We start from the raw sequence: 17,386 nt of genomic DNA on the forward strand, positions 1-17,386 counted from the left end.
TTAACTATTTAAACTAAGTTGGTCATAAGAGTTTATTGTTGATCTGCCTATTGAGTGGTATTCTATTTGTAATTTTTTTATATCACTTAACTCAAAGATATTTCTACCGTCAATGACAAGAGGGTATTTCATTGACTTAAATATATTTAAGTCCATATTTTTTATTTCACTCCACTCAGTAAGAATTACCGCTGCGTCTGCATCTTTAATTGCATCTTCCAATTTTTCAGCATATACAATGGAAGAATCTAATGTTTTTTTTGCATTTTCAGTAGCAATCGGATCGTATGCACAAACGTAAGCACCAGCTTTTGTAAGTTCATTCGTTATGATAATAGACGGAGCTTCTCTAATATCATCAGTGTTTGGCTTAAATGCTAATCCAAGAACAGCTATTTTCTTTCTTTGTAAGTTGCCCAAATTCTCTACCAACTTTTCAAATACCATTCTTTGTTGTTTTTTATTCACATTAACCACGCCTCTAAGTAATTCAAAGTCGTAAGCCACATTTCCAGCAATTTGTATCAAAGCTTTTGTATCCTTTGGAAAACAAGAACCACCGTACCCAATTCCTGCTTTTAGAAAAGCTGAACCTATCCTTTTATCAAGTCCCATCCCAGCCGCTACTTTCTCAACATCTGCTCCAACTCTTTCACATATATTAGCAATTTCATTAATAAAACTTATTTTTGTTGCTAAGAAAGCATTGGATGCATATTTAATCATTTCGGCACTACGAATATCAGTACTGTAAATTGGAATTGCCAATGGCTTATATAATTCTGTAAGTTGTTGCACCGCTTTCTCATTGTTTGATCCTATGACAATACGATTTCCATAAAATGTGTCATAAATCGCAGACCCTTCTCTTAAAAATTCTGGATTTGAGACAACTTCAACTTTTATAGTGTTTAATTTATTTTCGTTTATTAATATTTGTAGACGATCATTTGTACCCACCGGAACAGTACTCTTCGTAACAACAATCGTATCTTTCTTTGCGGTTTTCGCGATACTTAAAGCAACCTCTTCAACAAAAGTTAGGTTAGCTGAGCCATCTTCATTCTCTGGTGTACCGACAGCTATAAAAATAATATCTGCATCCTTAAAACCCTCTTCATGATTCGCAGTAAATACTAACCTATCTTCTTCCATATTTTTAGTCATCAATTCAGTTAGACCTGGTTCATAAATAGGCACTATACTATTTTTCATTTTTTCAATCTTAATCTCATCTATATCAATGCATGTGACATGATGTCCTATTTCAGCAAGGCAAACTCCTGTTACCAAACCTACATAGCCTGTACCAACTACTGATAATTTCAATATAATGCCTCCTCCCATTGACATATAACTGTCAGTAATCTTTAGTTCCATACTTTTAGAAAAATTGGTTATTATTTTAATAGACTTGCATAAGGTATTTTTAGTACCCAATTATAATTTTAGGTAGCTTTAATTTTTGAGTTTCTGAGACAAATTCCACTGTCTTCTGTATAAACCAATATATTTGATTTAGGACGTTTACGATTGGCAACATTTCGTTTGGCATTGCCTAAGTTGCCTAAAGAAACGAGTTCCTAAACCATCACTTTTATAATTGCTTTCTTTACATAATTACAATCTTTACTCCGCCACTAAGTTCACAATTGACTCTAGGTTTAGCAAATCGGAAATTTTGCTTTTATATGCTTCAACTCCAGGCTGATTAAACGGATTAACATCTATTAGATAGGCACTGATGGCGCATGCCTTCATAAAGAAATAAATGAGATATCCAATATGAAAAGCATCCAACTTTTCCAACTCAATTTGAATAATAGGAACGCCCCCTTGTGCGTGGGCTAATACAGTTCCCTGCTTTGAAATAGCATTAATTTCATTCAGACTACGATGACTTAAGTAATTTAAATCGTCATCATCAACTCTATTAAATGGAATATAGTAATCCTCTGATATATTATTAAAATGCAAAAAGGTCTCAAATAAAAGTGGATTCCCTTCTTGTATAAACTGACCTAAAGAGTGTAAATCAGTAGAGTAATTGACGGATGCAGGGAATAGTCCCTTCTTGTCTTTGCCTTCACTTTCCCCAAATAATTGCTTCCACCATTCGTGTATATAGGAAAGTCTGGGTTCAAAGGAGGCTAACAATTCTACTTGATAGCCATGTGAATAGAGCTTGTACCGAAGTAACGCGTAACGATAAGCTTCATTTTTCTCTATGTCATCTACCTCTAAATCGATAGCCGCTTGACAGGCACCTTGAAGTATTTCTGTAATATTTATCCCTGCTACCGAAATTGGAAGTAAACCAACTGGTGTAAGAAGTGAATAGCGCCCTCCAATATTAGAGGGAATATCTAAACGACGAAATCCTTGTGCAATAGCAATTTCCCTTAATAGTCCGTTTTCAGGATCAGTTGTAACAATTACCCTTTGTTTGGCGTTTTGTCCATATCGTTCGACAGAATACTGTCTCAATATGCGAAAAGCAACAGAGGTTTCTAATGTTGCACCAGACTTTGAGATGACATTTACATAAAAGTCCCGATGATGAAGACTTTCGATTAAATGTTTCATATAGCTGCCACTAAGGTTATGACCGACAAAGAGTACTTCTATTCCATTCTGATTCTTTGTAAAATTGGGAGACAGAGCTTCACGTACTGCTTTTGCCCCTAAAAAGGAACCACCTATTCCAATTACAACTAAAACATCAGCATTTTCTTTTATTTCCTCAGAAAGAAATTGTATAGCATTCAAATCATCGATTGTCATATTCATGGGTAGTTTCAACCATCCAGTTAGTTCGTCTTCTGCTACTTCCAAATGATGATGAATCGAAGAAATGGTATCAGTAAAGTTCATAAAATTCACATCAAATAATTGCTCATTAAACTTCGTTGTCAAGCTAAGATGTATCAATGGATTGTTCACCCCGCAAAAAGAATAGATACATGAAATTCAATACATTTTTGAACATTCATTAATGAACTTCGGAAAGTTATTATTCAAAAAACGATACCGCTATGATTTTAAACCTATATTATAATTTGGGTGCAAAAAACTAATTATCACAACACTCTTAATACTATAGAATTATGAATTACAAAATATGACTAAACAATCAGGAATAAAATCAGGATTTTTTGATTATTTTACAGCACGCCTATTAGAATGCGAACCCAATTAGCGGGATATATATAATGGGAATTACTAAATTCCATATTAATTAAGCAGACATGCTTCAAATAAAAAAGTTTAGGGGAGGAGATTACTTAGGTACATCTCAGTTAAGAGTAGAACAATCGCAGCAACAATTAATCTTATAAATGGTAATTTATATACTTCTACATTTATACTTATTGATCAAAGGATTTACATAGCTTCTAATTAGTTACATTTTTGGATTCCCTGAAAGAGTAGAATTATAATTAATCTGATTCCCACTCCTCAATGTAATTTTATTTACAGCCTTAATACATACAAAAAGTAATAAACCTAAAAGTTCTGGTCTAAAGAGATTTAGTGGGGTATAAAGGTACCATCTTGGAACCGAAAAAATAAAAATAACTATTGCTAACTTCATATACTCGCTTTTGACATTTCTAATAATATTTAACAGATACACTATAAGAACCGCTGAAATTATTACCCCAAACCACCCAAACCAAAAATAAAAATGAGAGAAAATTAATCCTCCACCATAATTAAAAAAATAATTGTTTACAACAAATGTGGTGATATCTGCTATCTCAATTTCCGATCCAATAAAAATCGTAGCAATAAAGCCAAAAAAAGATTCTAGCCTCTCGGTTATCGATAGCAAACTAACCGATGCAATATGGGTTGCTGTAGCATAGTAGGCATAGATGGGTGTATCAAAAACGAAAAAGTTATCTTTCATGCCAACTAACACATTCAATAGATTGATGTCTTCAAATGAATAACTACTTCGATATAATCCAACTATGCTATTCACCACGATCCCCAGGAAGCCGCCTATTAAAATGAATTTAACTGACAATTTTCTTAAAAAAACCGTTATTAACAATAAAAGAATAATTTGAAGAGATGTAATTCTTCCTCCATAATAAAAATCTTGTAATACAAAGACGACGGCTATTACTAGTAGTGAAGAAATTCTCTGTTTTGTTTTACCAGAAACATAGTAGGCCATTAAGAATATTAATAAGGAATATTCATAAAGCGGCGTTATACTAACTGAATATGAATTTATTTCTCCTCTATTAATACCAAAAACCAGGATAAACAATAACAAAATACATAAACCGATAAATACAAGCAGATTATCCTTAGGTTTAATTTCTATGCTTTCTATTAAAATTTTGGAAGGTTTTAGAAATAATGCGACAATTGATACAAAAAGCAACATTAACTTAATTCCTATTCCATATATTTCTGTATCTTTCACCTCATAAAGAGGAATACCCAACTCCCCACCAACAAAATATTCTCCTACAATAATGCTGTAATTTGAATAGAGTATAAAAAATGAGATCAAAAAAATAGGAATGGATCTTCTGCTTTTGAAAAGCAAAACACCAGAAAAAAATAAAGCCAAACAAGCAAAAAATAGATTAACTCCTTTTGAACTTTCAAATATTAGGAAAAATAATAACAGCACCATAACAAAGCAGAGTTTAAAACTGATAAAAATAATGTCCTTCAAATACACCCAACCTTTTCCATGTATGTTGTAGAGATGTATTGACACAGCTTGATAAAGTTATTAATAGACTTATTCGAACCTGAGCAAGTTCTAATTTAAATCAAATATTTCTTTTATATTATTTAAATAGTTACTTTCTGTATAATAATTCAAACACTCTTCTCGGTTATTAAGCATTATTTGATAATACAGAGTAGGTGTAATATTTTTCATTTCTTCATAAACTGAAACTACTTCACAAGATTTTTCAAAAATAAGTCCATTCTTACCATTAACAACAATATCAGGAATACCTGCATGTTTCGTTGTAATTATGAACAAACCATTCCCCATCGCTTCAATGATTGAAATTGGTTGCCCTTCAATTTGGTAGGTAGTAAGTAAGATAAAAATACTACACTTTTTGAGCAATTCTCTTTTTTTATTACCAGTAACAACACCATGGTAGGTTATATATTCTTCTAAATTTTTTTCTTTAATATAATTTAAAAAAATTTTTTCATCCTTGCTATCAAAAAATTTACCAGCGAAGTCAAAGTGGAATTTTTTCAATTTCCCTTTTTCACACAATTTTTTTTCTATATTTGCCATTTCTAAGACCTTTCGGTAACCTTTGCTTTCAATAAAATTACTTAAATATAAAACCCGGTAAACTTTTTGAGATTTCAAGACTTCTTTTTTTACTTTAAATTCTTCATCAGAGATCAAAAATTCGTCATCAACACAATTGGATACAATGTGTATTCTATTATTCTCTACAATATTTTGAAAATTGCTTTTTAAAGATTCACTCAATACTATGACAGCATCAACTTTTTTTAAGTACTTATAATTAAATTTCTTTTGAAATTTATTCATACTTTCCACTAGCTGACCAAAATACCCACCATGCAAATGAACTATAGATTTTTTCTTTCGTCTAATAATAAAATGCAATATTACTAGATCTCTAATATTCCCCCCTTTAGATTGACTAATTGTAAAATAACAAGTATCCGCCTTGCTTTTCCAGATTTTAAATAAATTGAAAAAAAATAATTTATTATTCGTGATATCAATTTTTTCAAAATTATACTCTTTTTTTAAATAGGAATGATAGATAGTGTCAACTGCCTTTGATAATCCATGAATCGGTGGGGGAAATTGTGCAATCATACTAATATTTTTCTTATCATTATTAGTATGAATATACTCAGTACTGTTCATCTATTGATTTCCTTTCAACGGAAATTTCTTCTTGTAAATTTAGAATTTCTTCAATATATTTTTTGATAGAAATCTCTTTGGTGAAATGATTAACTAAATAATCACGACCATTAGTACACATTTCTTCATGAATGACTGTGCCTCTTTCATCTACAAACCGCTGAATTAAACATTCGACAGCTTTATAATTTCCTGGCTCCGTCACGTAACCGCTCTTAGATTCTTCAATGATTAACCTAGCTTCAGACCCATGTTCAAGGACACCTAATACTGGCTTTCCTGCTGCCATTACACCATATAATTTACTTGGAACTGATACGCCGCGTATTCCTTTGGCATTTACAACCCAATGAACGTCCCCCGCATTTAGGCTATAAATTAAATCCGCTTTTTCTTGGTAAGGAATAAATACAACGTTATTTATTCTCGCTGTATCTTTTATCAGTTGAAGCTTGTTCAGAACCGTTCCTTCTCCAACAAATGCAAACACAACCTCTTTCTCATCTTTAAACTTCGCGATCACTTTGATTAGATTTTCAAGATCATAGTACAGGCCGATATTTCCTGAATACATAATGACGAATTTATTTTCTAACCCATATTTCCTTTTAAATGCAAGGACTCCAGGGTTGTCCTTCTCCAGTGGATAGATTTCTTTCTCATTTATCCAGTTATTTATATAACAAGATTTGGGTAGTTTTTTACTTACAATCCCCCTAGATGACTTGAAACGGTTGTTTAGGGTTTCTTCCATATCTCGTCCAACAACAATCACCCTATGTGCTTGCTTGCAGCTAAATTTGTCAAGGTACATCATTGTCTTTAAAACTATTTTATTCTCGCTGTAATTCACAGCCATTGTTTGTTCTGGATTAAAATCTTGAATATTATAGATATACTTAGCTTTCTTGATCCACTTCCCGATCACTCCAAGTAATCCACCTAATATGGGGGGCTGTGAAATAGAATATACGTAATCCTGCTTACCAACTTTGAAGGTAGCCATCAATGCACGGATAAAATACCAAATAATATTATTCACTCGACTAATTTTATTTGTTTTACTAAATTCAGGCACTTGTACTCTTACAATTTTCACACCATTTATTTCTTCAAAATAGTATTTCTTTTTGTTGTACTCTTTTGGGATAACGCCTGTATAGGAAGAGACAACACAGATAACCGTAATTTCGAATTGTTCAAGCATCCCTTCAGCGAGTTCTTTCAGAATTTGTCCAGTTGATGCTACATCCGGATGGTAATAGTGTGCATACATTAATAATCTCTTTTTCATAGACAAACTCCATTCTTCATACATATCCTAATCAAACATAACCAGTTTCCGTTCTTCAGATGAAACCTTTTCGAAATCTTTGGCAACCATTATTTTTACTAACTCTTCAAACGAGGTTTTCGTTGGATTCCATTTCAATAGAGTTCTTGCTTTCGTGGGATCCCCTAGTAATTGCTCCACTTCAGCAGGCCGGAAGTATTTAGGGTCTACTTCAACAATTATTTCGCCTGTTGATTTGTTGATTCCGATTTCATTGTCCCCTTCACCTGCCCACTCCATTTCGATATTTACATATTTGAATGCAAGCTCCACAAATTCCCGTACTGTATGCATTTTACCAGTTGCGATAACGAAGTCCTCCGGTACATCATGCTGAAGGATTAGCCACATACATTCCACGTAATCTTTTGCATAGCCCCAGTCTCGTAAGGAATTTAAGTTTCCTAGTCTTAACACTTTTTGTTTCCCCTGCGCTATACGGGCTGCAGCAAGAGTAATTTTTCTTGTTACAAAAGTTTCTCCACGCCGCTCCGATTCATGGTTAAATAGAATTCCATTCACCGCGAACATATTGTAGGATTCTCGGTAGTTCTTAGTAATCCAGTACCCATAGATCTTCGCTACGCCATATGGAGAACGTGGATAAAATGGCGTTGTTTCCTTTTGTGGAACTTCTTGCACTTTTCCGTACAATTCGGATGTTGAAGCCTGGTAGATTTTCGTTCTATCCGATAAACCTAGTATCCGTACAGCTTCCAGGATATTTAATGTTCCTTTTGCATCTACATCCAATGTATAAGCTGGCATATCAAAAGACACTCTTACATGGGATTGTGCAGCTAGGTTATAAATTTCATCTGGCTGGATTTCCCCAATAAGACGCGTTACATTCAATGCGTCTGTCACATCTCCATAATGAAGAATAAAATTCTGATGATTATATAATGCTTCTGCCTCATCATCTGATAGAAGGTCCTCTAATCTTTCTTGGTTATAAGAAGAACTGCGCCGGATGATTCCGTGTACTTCGTAACCCTTATCTAATAGAAATTCAGCTAAAAAGGAGCCATCTTGTCCAGTTACACCTGCGATCAATGCTTTTTTCACTATTTCAACTCCTCTATCATTTTGCTATATGAACAGCTTCTTCTACATTATCTAAAAACCATTTGTAGACTTTGGATAATCCATCATCGAGGGAAAATGCAGCCTGCCAACCAAGTCCAGCTAATTTCGTTACATCGACCAATTTTCTTGGCGTACCATCAGGTTTTTCAGAGTTAAAGACAATATCGCCTTGGAAACCTACTACGTCTTTGATTTTCTCCGCTAATTCCTTGATGGAGATATCTTTTCCAACCCCAATATTGATGAACTGAGTCCCGTTATAAGTATTCATTAGATACACAACGGCATCCGCTAAATCATCTGAATATAAGAATTCCCTTTTTGGAGAGCCTGTCCCCCATACTTCTACGGATGGTTGGTTTTTAAGTTTTGCTTCATGGAATTTACGCATGAGTGCCGGGAGCACATGCGAAGTTTCAAGGTCGAAATTATCATAGAATCCATATAAATTAGTAGGCATAACCGATATATAATTTGTACCGTACTGGCGATTATAGGATTCACACATTTTAATTCCCGCGATTTTGGCAATGGCATAGGGTTCATTTGTCGGTTCCAAAAGGCCCGTCAACAAAACATCCTCACTCATTGGCTGGGGAGCAAACTTGGGATAAATGCATGTACTCCCAAGGAAAAGAAGCTTCTTTACTCCATTGCGATAACTTGCATCGATTACATTGGTTTGGATTTGTAAATTATCTCTTATAAAATCGGCAGGATAATCGTTATTCGCAACAATGCCTCCTACTCTTGCAGCAGCAAGGAATACATATTCCGGTTTTTTTTGTTCAAAAAATTGATCCACTTGATTTTTATCCCTTAAATCTAGTTCCTGACTCGTTTTGCAGAGCAAATTTTTATACCCTTGCTCTTTGAGTTTCCGCACAATCGCTGATCCTACCAGGCCTCTATGTCCTGCTACATAAATTTTTGAAGTCAGTTCCATCATGACACATCCCTTAATAAGCATCCTTTGATCCTAATAACACAAATACCGTTTTCAAAATAAGCTTGATGTCTAGCATAATATTTCTTTCTTGAATGTATTTCAAATCCAAACGAACCCACTCTTCAAAGCCAATATTGCTTCTACCACTTACCTGCCAATAACACGTTAAACCTGGTGTTACGGACAGTCTTTGTCTTTCATAGCTTGTATATTGCGCGACCTCACTAGGAAGTGGTGGTCTTGGCCCTACTAAGGTCATGTCGCCTTTTAATACATTCACTAATTGGGGTAGTTCATCTATGCTAGTTTTTCTTATAAATCGACCCAATTTTGTTACTCTTGGATCCTGTTTCATCTTGAAAACCGGCCCGTCTTTCATATCGTTTTGTTCCAGTAAGTGATCTTTTAACTCTTCGGCATTTGATACCATTGACCGAAACTTGTACATATAAAATTCTTTTCCGTCCTTACCTACACGCACTTGCTTAAATAGAACCTTACCGCGGGCATCCTCAATCTTCATAATGATTGCTAGTAGAAAAAATCCCGGAGTTAAAATGAAGAGCCCACTTATTGAACATAGGATATCTAGCAGTCTTTTATTGAGCAGATAGAATTTACTATCATTTAATGTGATAGGTATAACCTGTTCTTTTGCCTTTTCGATGGGTACCATCCTATCATTTAAAATAGAGATAAAAAATTCGTCAATCAAACAACTATTCTATATAACCATGAAGCGAGTAATAATCATCATTCTTCTTAAGAATATAGTTGTTTAAGATAACGCCGATAATATTGGATTTGGAATGCTGTAAAATACTTTTAGATTTACTGGCCAATTCTTTTGGTGTCTGTCTTGAATTAATAACCAGTATTGTTGCGTCACATTTGTTCGCTAAGATTTGCGAATCTGTAACTGAAAGAATAGGTGGTGTATCGAAGAATATAAAATCAAATTGTGCTTTTAATTCGAATAGGAGCTGATTCATACGTTTAGAATTAAGTAGTTCTGCAGGGTTAGGAGGGATTGAACCACTAGGCAGTACATATAGCCCTTCAATATAAGTATCCTGAATGGCATCCCTAAGTTCGTATTGTCCAGATAGCACTTCCGATAAACCATAGCTATTCATCAGATTGAAGGTATAATGAACAGTTGGTTTGCGCATATCTGCATCAACCAGCAGGATATTTTTTCCTTCCTGCGAAAATACGCCTGCCAGATTGGCAGATATCGTCGATTTCCCTTCCCCTGATTTGGGGGATGTCACAACGATTGTTTTTATATCCTTATCCGGCATAGAAAAGTTAATACTCGTACGAATTGCTCGATACTGTTCAGCATAAATCGATTTGGGGCTTTCCCTGACTATCAGCTTTCTCGCCATTGCTTGTTTGGTTTGTTTTCTTTTAAACAAGCTTCTCACTCCTTTTTTTACTACTTTTTCTTCTGCTAAGTTGCACTTCTACTTCTTTTGTTTCTTGTATGGATCCTTTTTTAGGAATCTGGATCACCATTCCAAGAATCGGTAGCCCCAATAGTTCTTCCACATCTCTTTCAGTTTTTATCGTTGTATCAAGATATTCAAGCAGGAAAGCTACTCCAACACCCAGCAGGATTCCAATCACTGCTGCAATGGCGATAAGCATCAATTCATTTGGCTTTACATGAGTCGAATCTTCCGAATACACTGCGGGAGATAAGACATTAACGTTATTGACATTCATCAATACAGGAATCTCTTCCTGGAATACTTCTACTACTGTATTGGCAATGTCCACCGCCTTAAATTGTTGCTCGTCCATTACGTTGATCGTTATAATTTGTGAATTATCTACATTAGAAACCGTGATTTTCTCTGATAATTGCGAGGTTGATATCTCCAGGTCAAGACGTTCTATCACCTGATTCAAAGTAACTGGACTCTTGATAATGACATTGTATGTATTTATTAATTGTAAATTGGTTTGAATATCCTGTGATTGAATGGTTTCGGTGGCCGTCTTTTGTTGGTTTACTAATATTTGAGTTGAAGCTTGGTAAACCGGTGTTAATACAAAATAACTGATAATGGCTGCGATAATAACTGCGAGTACCGGTAACGAAACGATAAGAAATATCCGCTTTTTAACAATTTTCACTATATCCTGTAACTTGATGGATTCTTCCAAAAATAGTTTCCCTCCTTTGATGCCAACTTTTATAAACTACTTATCAATTCTTTCATTTAGGTTTTTACGCTGACTTTTCTTGGAAGCTTCATAGTCTTCTCGAAAACTATCTACATAGGATGGATTAAAGCCGCTTGTCGCCAATTCTTGTTCAACAATACTCATTACACCTGCAAAAAAGACATCTGTATTCTCTTCTAGTCCGTCTAGCGCCTCCATATATTTTTGGTAGAAATAAGGATAGCTAATTTTCTCCCCCTTTTCTTTTTTGGTATAAAATTCATCTATTGCCTGCTCTGCTAAGCTATTTACTTTAGAACTTGCCAGTGATTCTATTTCGTTTAATACTGGTCTATATTTATCGTTGATGTCTGCTACTGTTAGGTTTTCGCCAACTTTTATAGTCGACTCTCTAGTATCTGCAGAATCCGGCATTACTGCTTGTCCCATGGAGATTTCACCATCACTACCCAGTACCAGGTCTGTTCCGCTCGGCAAGGTAACCGAGAAGTTTTCATCTGTAATTTTATCTATTCCGGGATCGACCACATCGTATTCCTTAAACTTTAAAAGGTAGGTTACATACCCTGCTGCAATCAGCAAAATTAGGAGAAAGATTAGTAAAATACGGGTCCACTTTTTCTTCATAAAATCCCCTTTATTTTATTGTTTTCATATTCAATGAATTGAATGCCCGTCCACCTCAATAGCTATGTCACCCACATTTTCCTATGTCACCAATCAAAAGTACTTATGGATTACTTTTCCACAATACTTTCAAACTACTAGATTTCAAAATGTACACGCATTTTGTTATAAGGCTATACTTTGAGCACTAGTTTTGAAATTCTCTTAATACTATAGAAAAACGCGTGAGGAAATATGACTAAATCTTAGTCAAAAACAAGCTATTATTTTTCAGTGGATTACTAAGGTAAGAATAGTGAAACTGATACTTGTTTCCTTTGTTGAAGTGGTAGATGGGAACAATTAAAGGTAAAAAGGACTGCCCATTCGTCAGTGATTGAACACAAATATGTGGGCTACACGAACCAATTATTGCAAGTGTTGTTAAGCACAAATCTGCAGCGGGGTGGAGAAAATGCGGAAGATGAAAGTAGTATAAAAATTAAATACCACTGGAATAGAGATTTGTCTTCTCCAGTGGTTTTTATTTCATTGCAAAAAATTATTCCCATTCTATTTCATTTAGCAATACTGTTTAATAGTTGAACATAATTCTTCTGCAATATTGGGGAGAATAAACAAAATAAAACCCCACCACTTGGTGAGGTCACTTAAAATTACTGAATTTGAACAATTCCTTTTACTGAATAAGCAGTTTCCGTTGAACCATCCTCGTTATCCTTTATTAGTACATCAAAGAAATATTCCCTTTTGACATCATCGTACATTTCCATTCTTGAATCGTAAACTCGTTCCGGAGCTGGTAATGTCTCAGGAGGGTTAACCCAAGTAACGTCTTCGATTGTAACTTTGCTATACCAAGGAACCCAAGATCTAGTTTGTAAATCATTCTTCATTAGAGATTCGATTGATGATACAACGGCCTCCCTACCTGAACTATACGATGCTTGATATACACCGTATCCATATTGATTATCTTCCATTTCTAACTTTGCCGCCTGAGCTTCATTCGCAGGTGGAGCTGGTGGTGGATTTTCTCCAGCTGGTGGTATGTTCTCATCGCCAGAAGGTGAGTTATCATCAACTGGTGGCGTATTCTCACCGTCAGAAGATGGGTTATCTTGTGCTGGTGGTGTGTTGCCTTCCTCAGAATGTGGATTTTCTTCAGTTAGCTGTGTACTTCCATCTCCAGAAGGTGGATTTTCTTCAGGCCTTGTATTTTCATCTTCCGGTGTTGTGTTGTTATCATCAGCTTGTGAATTATCTACATCCCCATGTCCATTTCCATTTCGGTCATCTTCAAAGCGATGGCTGCAATGTTCATAGTTTGTGATAATATCAGTTCTCTTTGTTCCTTGTGGAATGACTAATTTTGAAATTTTTGTACCTTCTTTTATTTCTAATCTTGCGGCTGGATCCGTAATTACAAGTTTATGAATATCTCCAGTAGTATTTAATGCTACTTCTTTACTTGTGGAAATAATAACATCTGTTATAGTTCCTTCTCCCACGAGCTCCACATTGTTTTGAGACGTTACTTCTACAATTTGAACATCTGCATTAAATTCTACTAGCTTAGCACCATTTGTTATGACTACCTTTGGAATTACTACACCTTCTCCGGAACTTATTTTTGTATCCTCCGTAATAGTGATTACTTCCATAGTTTCACCTTGTTTTACAGTGATTTCAGATAACACATTTGCAAAAACTGCCGATGCTTGAAAAACGAAGAAGCATAGCATAAAGCTTGTTATTGCTAGCAATTTAGTAAGGTTGGTTTTCATCATATTCCTCCGATTTTTTTTGCAATTACAGAAAAATATATTAGCACCAATTATATCTATCGTATACATAATTTTCTATCAAACTCTCAAGTATTTTTATTGACTTTTCTATTTTGACACAATTAAAAATTAGGCCTTTTTTCTCGATAAAAATCCCAACTCTATTTTAAATTACTTCTAAAGATTCAGGGTTATTTAGGTAGAAATGTTCACCGTTATTTATCCAGATTCAATACTGAGAGAACGATTTACCCTTTTTAAGGAAATAACAAAAAGACCTTCCATTACGGAAGGTCTCTATTTATTAAAGAAATGCACTTTTCAAATCGGCCAATAAACGCTCAACTTCCTCATTGGAATTGCCAACTGCTCCAAAGTAGTATTTACATTTCGGTTCGGTACCTGAAGGGCGGATGGCGATCCAGGCACCATTCTCTAATACAAATTTTAGTACGTTTTCTTGTGGAAGCAGAATTTCTTCTTTAGAACCATCAGATAAGGCTGCCTCTCCAGTTAGGTAATCCTCCGCTCGAACTACCGGAACCCCGACAATGTTTGTAGGGATGTTTTCACGGAAATCACTTAAAATGGCCAACATTTTTTCTTGGCCATCCTTTCCTTCAAAAACTTGAGAGACAAGGGCTTCTTTATGGTAGCCAAATTCCTCAAACAATACATCTAATACATCTAATAAGGTTTTACCCTCTTTTGCATAAAAAGCAGCCATTTCAGCAACTTTTAACGCAACTTGAACCGCATCCTTGTCACGTGCAAACGTTTTGATTAAATACCCGTAGCTTTCCTCATAGCCAAATAAATAGGAGTATTCCCCGGACTGCTCATACTCTGCAATTTTTTCGGCGATATATTTAAAGCCTGTCAGTGTATTGATTGTTGCAACATTGTATTTGGCAGCTATTTTAGCACCAAGTTCAGCTGTTACGATTGTCTTGATAATCGCACCATTTGATGGCAATGCCCCATTTTTCAGCTGGTTTTTTAGAATATAGTCTAGCAACAAAGCTCCTAATTGATTGCCTGTTAATAATTCATAGCCTTGCCCGTTTCGAACAGCTACACCTAAACGGTCGGCATCCGGATCTGTAGCTAATAATAAATCTGCTCCTACACGTTCTCCAAGCTCCATCGAAAGCTTAAAGGCAGCGGCTTCTTCAGGATTAGGATAGGAAACTGTCGGGAAAGAACCGTCTTGAATTGCTTGTTCCTCCACAATATGTACATTATCAAACCCAAATTGGCGCAAGCCTTCACTAACAGGGACTAAGCCAGAACCATGAAGCGGACTATATACAACCTTTAAATCAAAATCAATATCTGCATTTTCCTTTAATGATAAAAGTTGATTAGAGTAGCTCTTATCAAAATCTTCTAAAATCCAGTGAGCAATTCCCTGTAACTCCAACTCATTTATATCTCGAGCCTTAATATCAAAAATATCTTCAATTTCATCCATATGGGAAACAATCGCATTTGCTCCTGATGGAACAAGCTGCGCACCGTCTTCCCCATACACTTTGAAGCCATTATATTGTTTTGGATTGTGGCTAGCGGTAATCACAACCCCTGCAAAAGCATTCAGTTCACGAACGGTAAAGGAAAGCTGTGGGGTAGGGCGTGACTCTTTATAAATATAAGCTGTAATTCCATGTGAACCTAGAACACTGGCAGTTTCAACGGCAAATTCTTTTGAAAAATGACGTGTATCATAAGCAATTACAACCCCACGTTTCTTTGCTTCTTCGCCATGGGACGCAATATAACGGGCTAGACCCTCCGAAACACGACGTATCGTATAAATATTAATACGATTTGTCCCAGCCCCAATGATGCCGCGCATTCCTCCTGTACCAAAAGAGACATATTGGTAGAATCGATCTTCTACCATTTTATCGTCTTCCGAGATCGAGTTTAGTTCATGCAATAGGGTTTCATCTTTCACTTCGTTTGTCCATTTTATATAAGTTTCTTGCAATTTCTAGCTCCATCCTTTCAATAAAAGCCTGATATCTTATATTTTTTACTTACTTTCAACTATTAAGCTTGTCGATTTACATACATTGTAAATTATACTATTTTTTCTCCAGAGATATTGCAGTTAATATAAATTTACAAAACTAAAACATTACATGCAATACTATGCATATTAGATATGAAAATAAAAACACGAAGAAAGTTACATACACTTCTTCGTGTTTCGGATATTTCACCATTCATATTCAGTTAAACTAATCAATTTCCTTAACACCTAAATGAGTCTTCAGTGTGGATTTAATTGTTTCCATTTCAGCCTCATCCGGGAGGTAGTAGTAGATTCCATCAATTTTTGTCCCTTGTCCATTGTTCATATAAAGCTGTTCGATGGATTTGAAACTATCTTGGTATCCTTTTTGAATCGTTAATAATTCATCAAAGGAAGCGCTGAGCCTTACATTATCTTCGAGTGTGGCGAAGATGGATTTATAGTTCAAGGCTGTATCCACACTTAGGGCCGATTGGGAAATGGCCTGGATGACTTTTTTCTGGCGGTTTTGGCGACCGAAGTCACCCTCCGGATCGTCATAGCGCATGCGCACATAGCCTAACGCTTCTTCACCATTTAGGGTAATCGTTCCCATTGGAAAATCTGCATTGCCGGCTGTGAACTCCAAGTCATTTTGAATGGTAATCCCACCCACAATGTCGACAATGTCCTTAAAGCTTTCCATATTCACCTGCACCACATAGTCGATCGGGATTTCGAGAAGGTTCTCGACGGTTTGACGAGACATTTCGATGCCACCAAAGGCATAGGCATGGTTGATTTTATCGGTCGTATCGTGGCCGATAATCTCTGTTCGCGTATCACGCGGGATGCTTAGCATTTTCGTATCGTTCGTCTCGGGGTTAATCGTCAAGACGATCATCGTGTCCGAACGCCCAACGTCCCCTTCCCGTTCATCGACACCCAGCATCAAAATCGAAATCGGTTCTTTTTCCTCGATGCTCACTACTTCTTCCCGCAGTTCCGATTGCTCGATATCTTCATATATAACATCTACCGTGTTTTTCGTATCCATGTATAATTTAGCGGCAAAGCCAACGATTGCCAAAATCAGTACACCTACGATGACGCCTAACCAAATTAGAAATTTGCGCTTTTTGGATGTACGCTTTTTCTCCTTATTGTTCGTGGCGCTTGTTTCCATTCTTGACCACCTCTTATTTAGCTAGTGCTTGTTTTCTAAATCGCACTATATGATTCCAACAACCTATATTATCATAAATCACGCATGAAGTAATGACTATAATTGTGACAATATTGGAATCTTTTGTACTTTTAATATATGTAAAAAGTCACCAAAATAGACTTTAATATATTAAATTTTTAAAAATAAGCATAAGAGGAGGTTTCCAGTCGGCCTCATTTCTATGAGCATAATGGAAGTCCTAAGTGTCTTGTAGGGATGCGAATATTGAAATGTCTAAAAATACATATTCAT

At 35.6% G+C, this 17,386-nt stretch carries 14 protein-coding genes; all 14 read right to left on the reverse strand.

The genetic code is table 11. The features are described from left to right. Complete coding sequence (locus tag QYB95_RS16240; protein ID WP_301139423.1) at window positions 1–1,329, reverse strand: UDP-glucose dehydrogenase family protein; 1,329 nt, start codon at window positions 1,327–1,329, stop codon at window positions 1–3. A 300-nt stretch (window positions 1,330–1,629) separates the two neighbouring features. After that, a complete protein-coding gene (locus QYB95_RS16245; protein ID WP_301139424.1) occupies window positions 1,630–2,931 on the reverse strand; it encodes a glucose-6-phosphate isomerase in 1,302 nt (433 codons plus the stop codon). A 472-nt stretch (window positions 2,932–3,403) separates the two neighbouring features. Next, window positions 3,404–4,699 carry a hypothetical protein gene (locus QYB95_RS16250; RefSeq protein ID WP_301139425.1) on the reverse strand — a complete coding sequence of 432 codons (1,296 nt, stop codon included), beginning with the start codon at window positions 4,697–4,699 and terminating at the stop codon, window positions 3,404–3,406. A 90-nt stretch (window positions 4,700–4,789) separates the two neighbouring features. Further along, window positions 4,790–5,905, reverse strand: a complete 1,116-nt coding sequence (locus tag QYB95_RS16255; protein ID WP_301139426.1) for a glycosyltransferase — start codon at window positions 5,903–5,905, stop codon at window positions 4,790–4,792. After that, a complete protein-coding gene (locus tag QYB95_RS16260; RefSeq protein ID WP_301139427.1) occupies window positions 5,892–7,199 on the reverse strand; it encodes a glycosyltransferase family 4 protein in 1,308 nt (435 codons plus the stop codon). Before QYB95_RS16260 ends, QYB95_RS16255 begins: the two co-directional genes overlap by 14 nt. A 27-nt stretch (window positions 7,200–7,226) precedes the next feature. Continuing rightward, a complete protein-coding gene (gene gmd / locus QYB95_RS16265; RefSeq protein WP_301139428.1) occupies window positions 7,227–8,306 on the reverse strand; it encodes a GDP-mannose 4,6-dehydratase in 1,080 nt (359 codons plus the stop codon). A 16-nt stretch (window positions 8,307–8,322) separates the two neighbouring features. Then, window positions 8,323–9,273: a GDP-L-fucose synthase gene (gene fcl / locus QYB95_RS16270; RefSeq protein WP_301139475.1), complete on the reverse strand. Its 951-nt coding sequence runs from the start codon at window positions 9,271–9,273 to the stop codon at window positions 8,323–8,325. 13 nt (window positions 9,274–9,286) lie between these two features. Beyond that, a complete protein-coding gene (locus QYB95_RS16275) occupies window positions 9,287–9,952 on the reverse strand; it encodes a sugar transferase (protein ID WP_301139476.1) in 666 nt (221 codons plus the stop codon). A 43-nt stretch (window positions 9,953–9,995) separates the two neighbouring features. Further along, window positions 9,996–10,706 (reverse strand): CpsD/CapB family tyrosine-protein kinase, encoded by a 711-nt coding sequence (locus QYB95_RS16280; protein WP_345783728.1) that lies wholly within the window; start codon window positions 10,704–10,706, stop codon window positions 9,996–9,998. Then, on the reverse strand, window positions 10,690–11,451 hold the full coding sequence (locus QYB95_RS16285) for a YveK family protein (protein WP_301139430.1): 762 nt from the start codon (window positions 11,449–11,451) through the stop codon (window positions 10,690–10,692). Before QYB95_RS16285 ends, QYB95_RS16280 begins: the two co-directional genes overlap by 17 nt. 36 nt (window positions 11,452–11,487) lie before the next feature. After that, on the reverse strand, window positions 11,488–12,099 hold the full coding sequence (locus QYB95_RS16290) for a hypothetical protein (RefSeq protein ID WP_301139431.1): 612 nt from the start codon (window positions 12,097–12,099) through the stop codon (window positions 11,488–11,490). A 656-nt stretch (window positions 12,100–12,755) separates the two neighbouring features. Beyond that, a complete protein-coding gene (locus QYB95_RS16295; RefSeq protein ID WP_301139432.1) occupies window positions 12,756–13,889 on the reverse strand; it encodes a hypothetical protein in 1,134 nt (377 codons plus the stop codon). Window positions 13,890–14,190: 301 nt separating this feature from the next. After that, window positions 14,191–15,879, reverse strand: a complete 1,689-nt coding sequence (locus QYB95_RS16300) for a phospho-sugar mutase (protein ID WP_301139433.1) — start codon at window positions 15,877–15,879, stop codon at window positions 14,191–14,193. 253 nt (window positions 15,880–16,132) lie between these two features. Next, on the reverse strand, window positions 16,133–17,092 hold the full coding sequence (locus QYB95_RS16305; RefSeq protein WP_301139434.1) for an LCP family glycopolymer transferase: 960 nt from the start codon (window positions 17,090–17,092) through the stop codon (window positions 16,133–16,135). Window positions 17,093–17,386: the final 294 nt, after the last annotated feature.

The organism is Ureibacillus aquaedulcis (assembly GCF_030418165.1).
Classification (GTDB): Bacteria; Bacillota; Bacilli; order Bacillales_A; family Planococcaceae; genus Ureibacillus; species Ureibacillus aquaedulcis.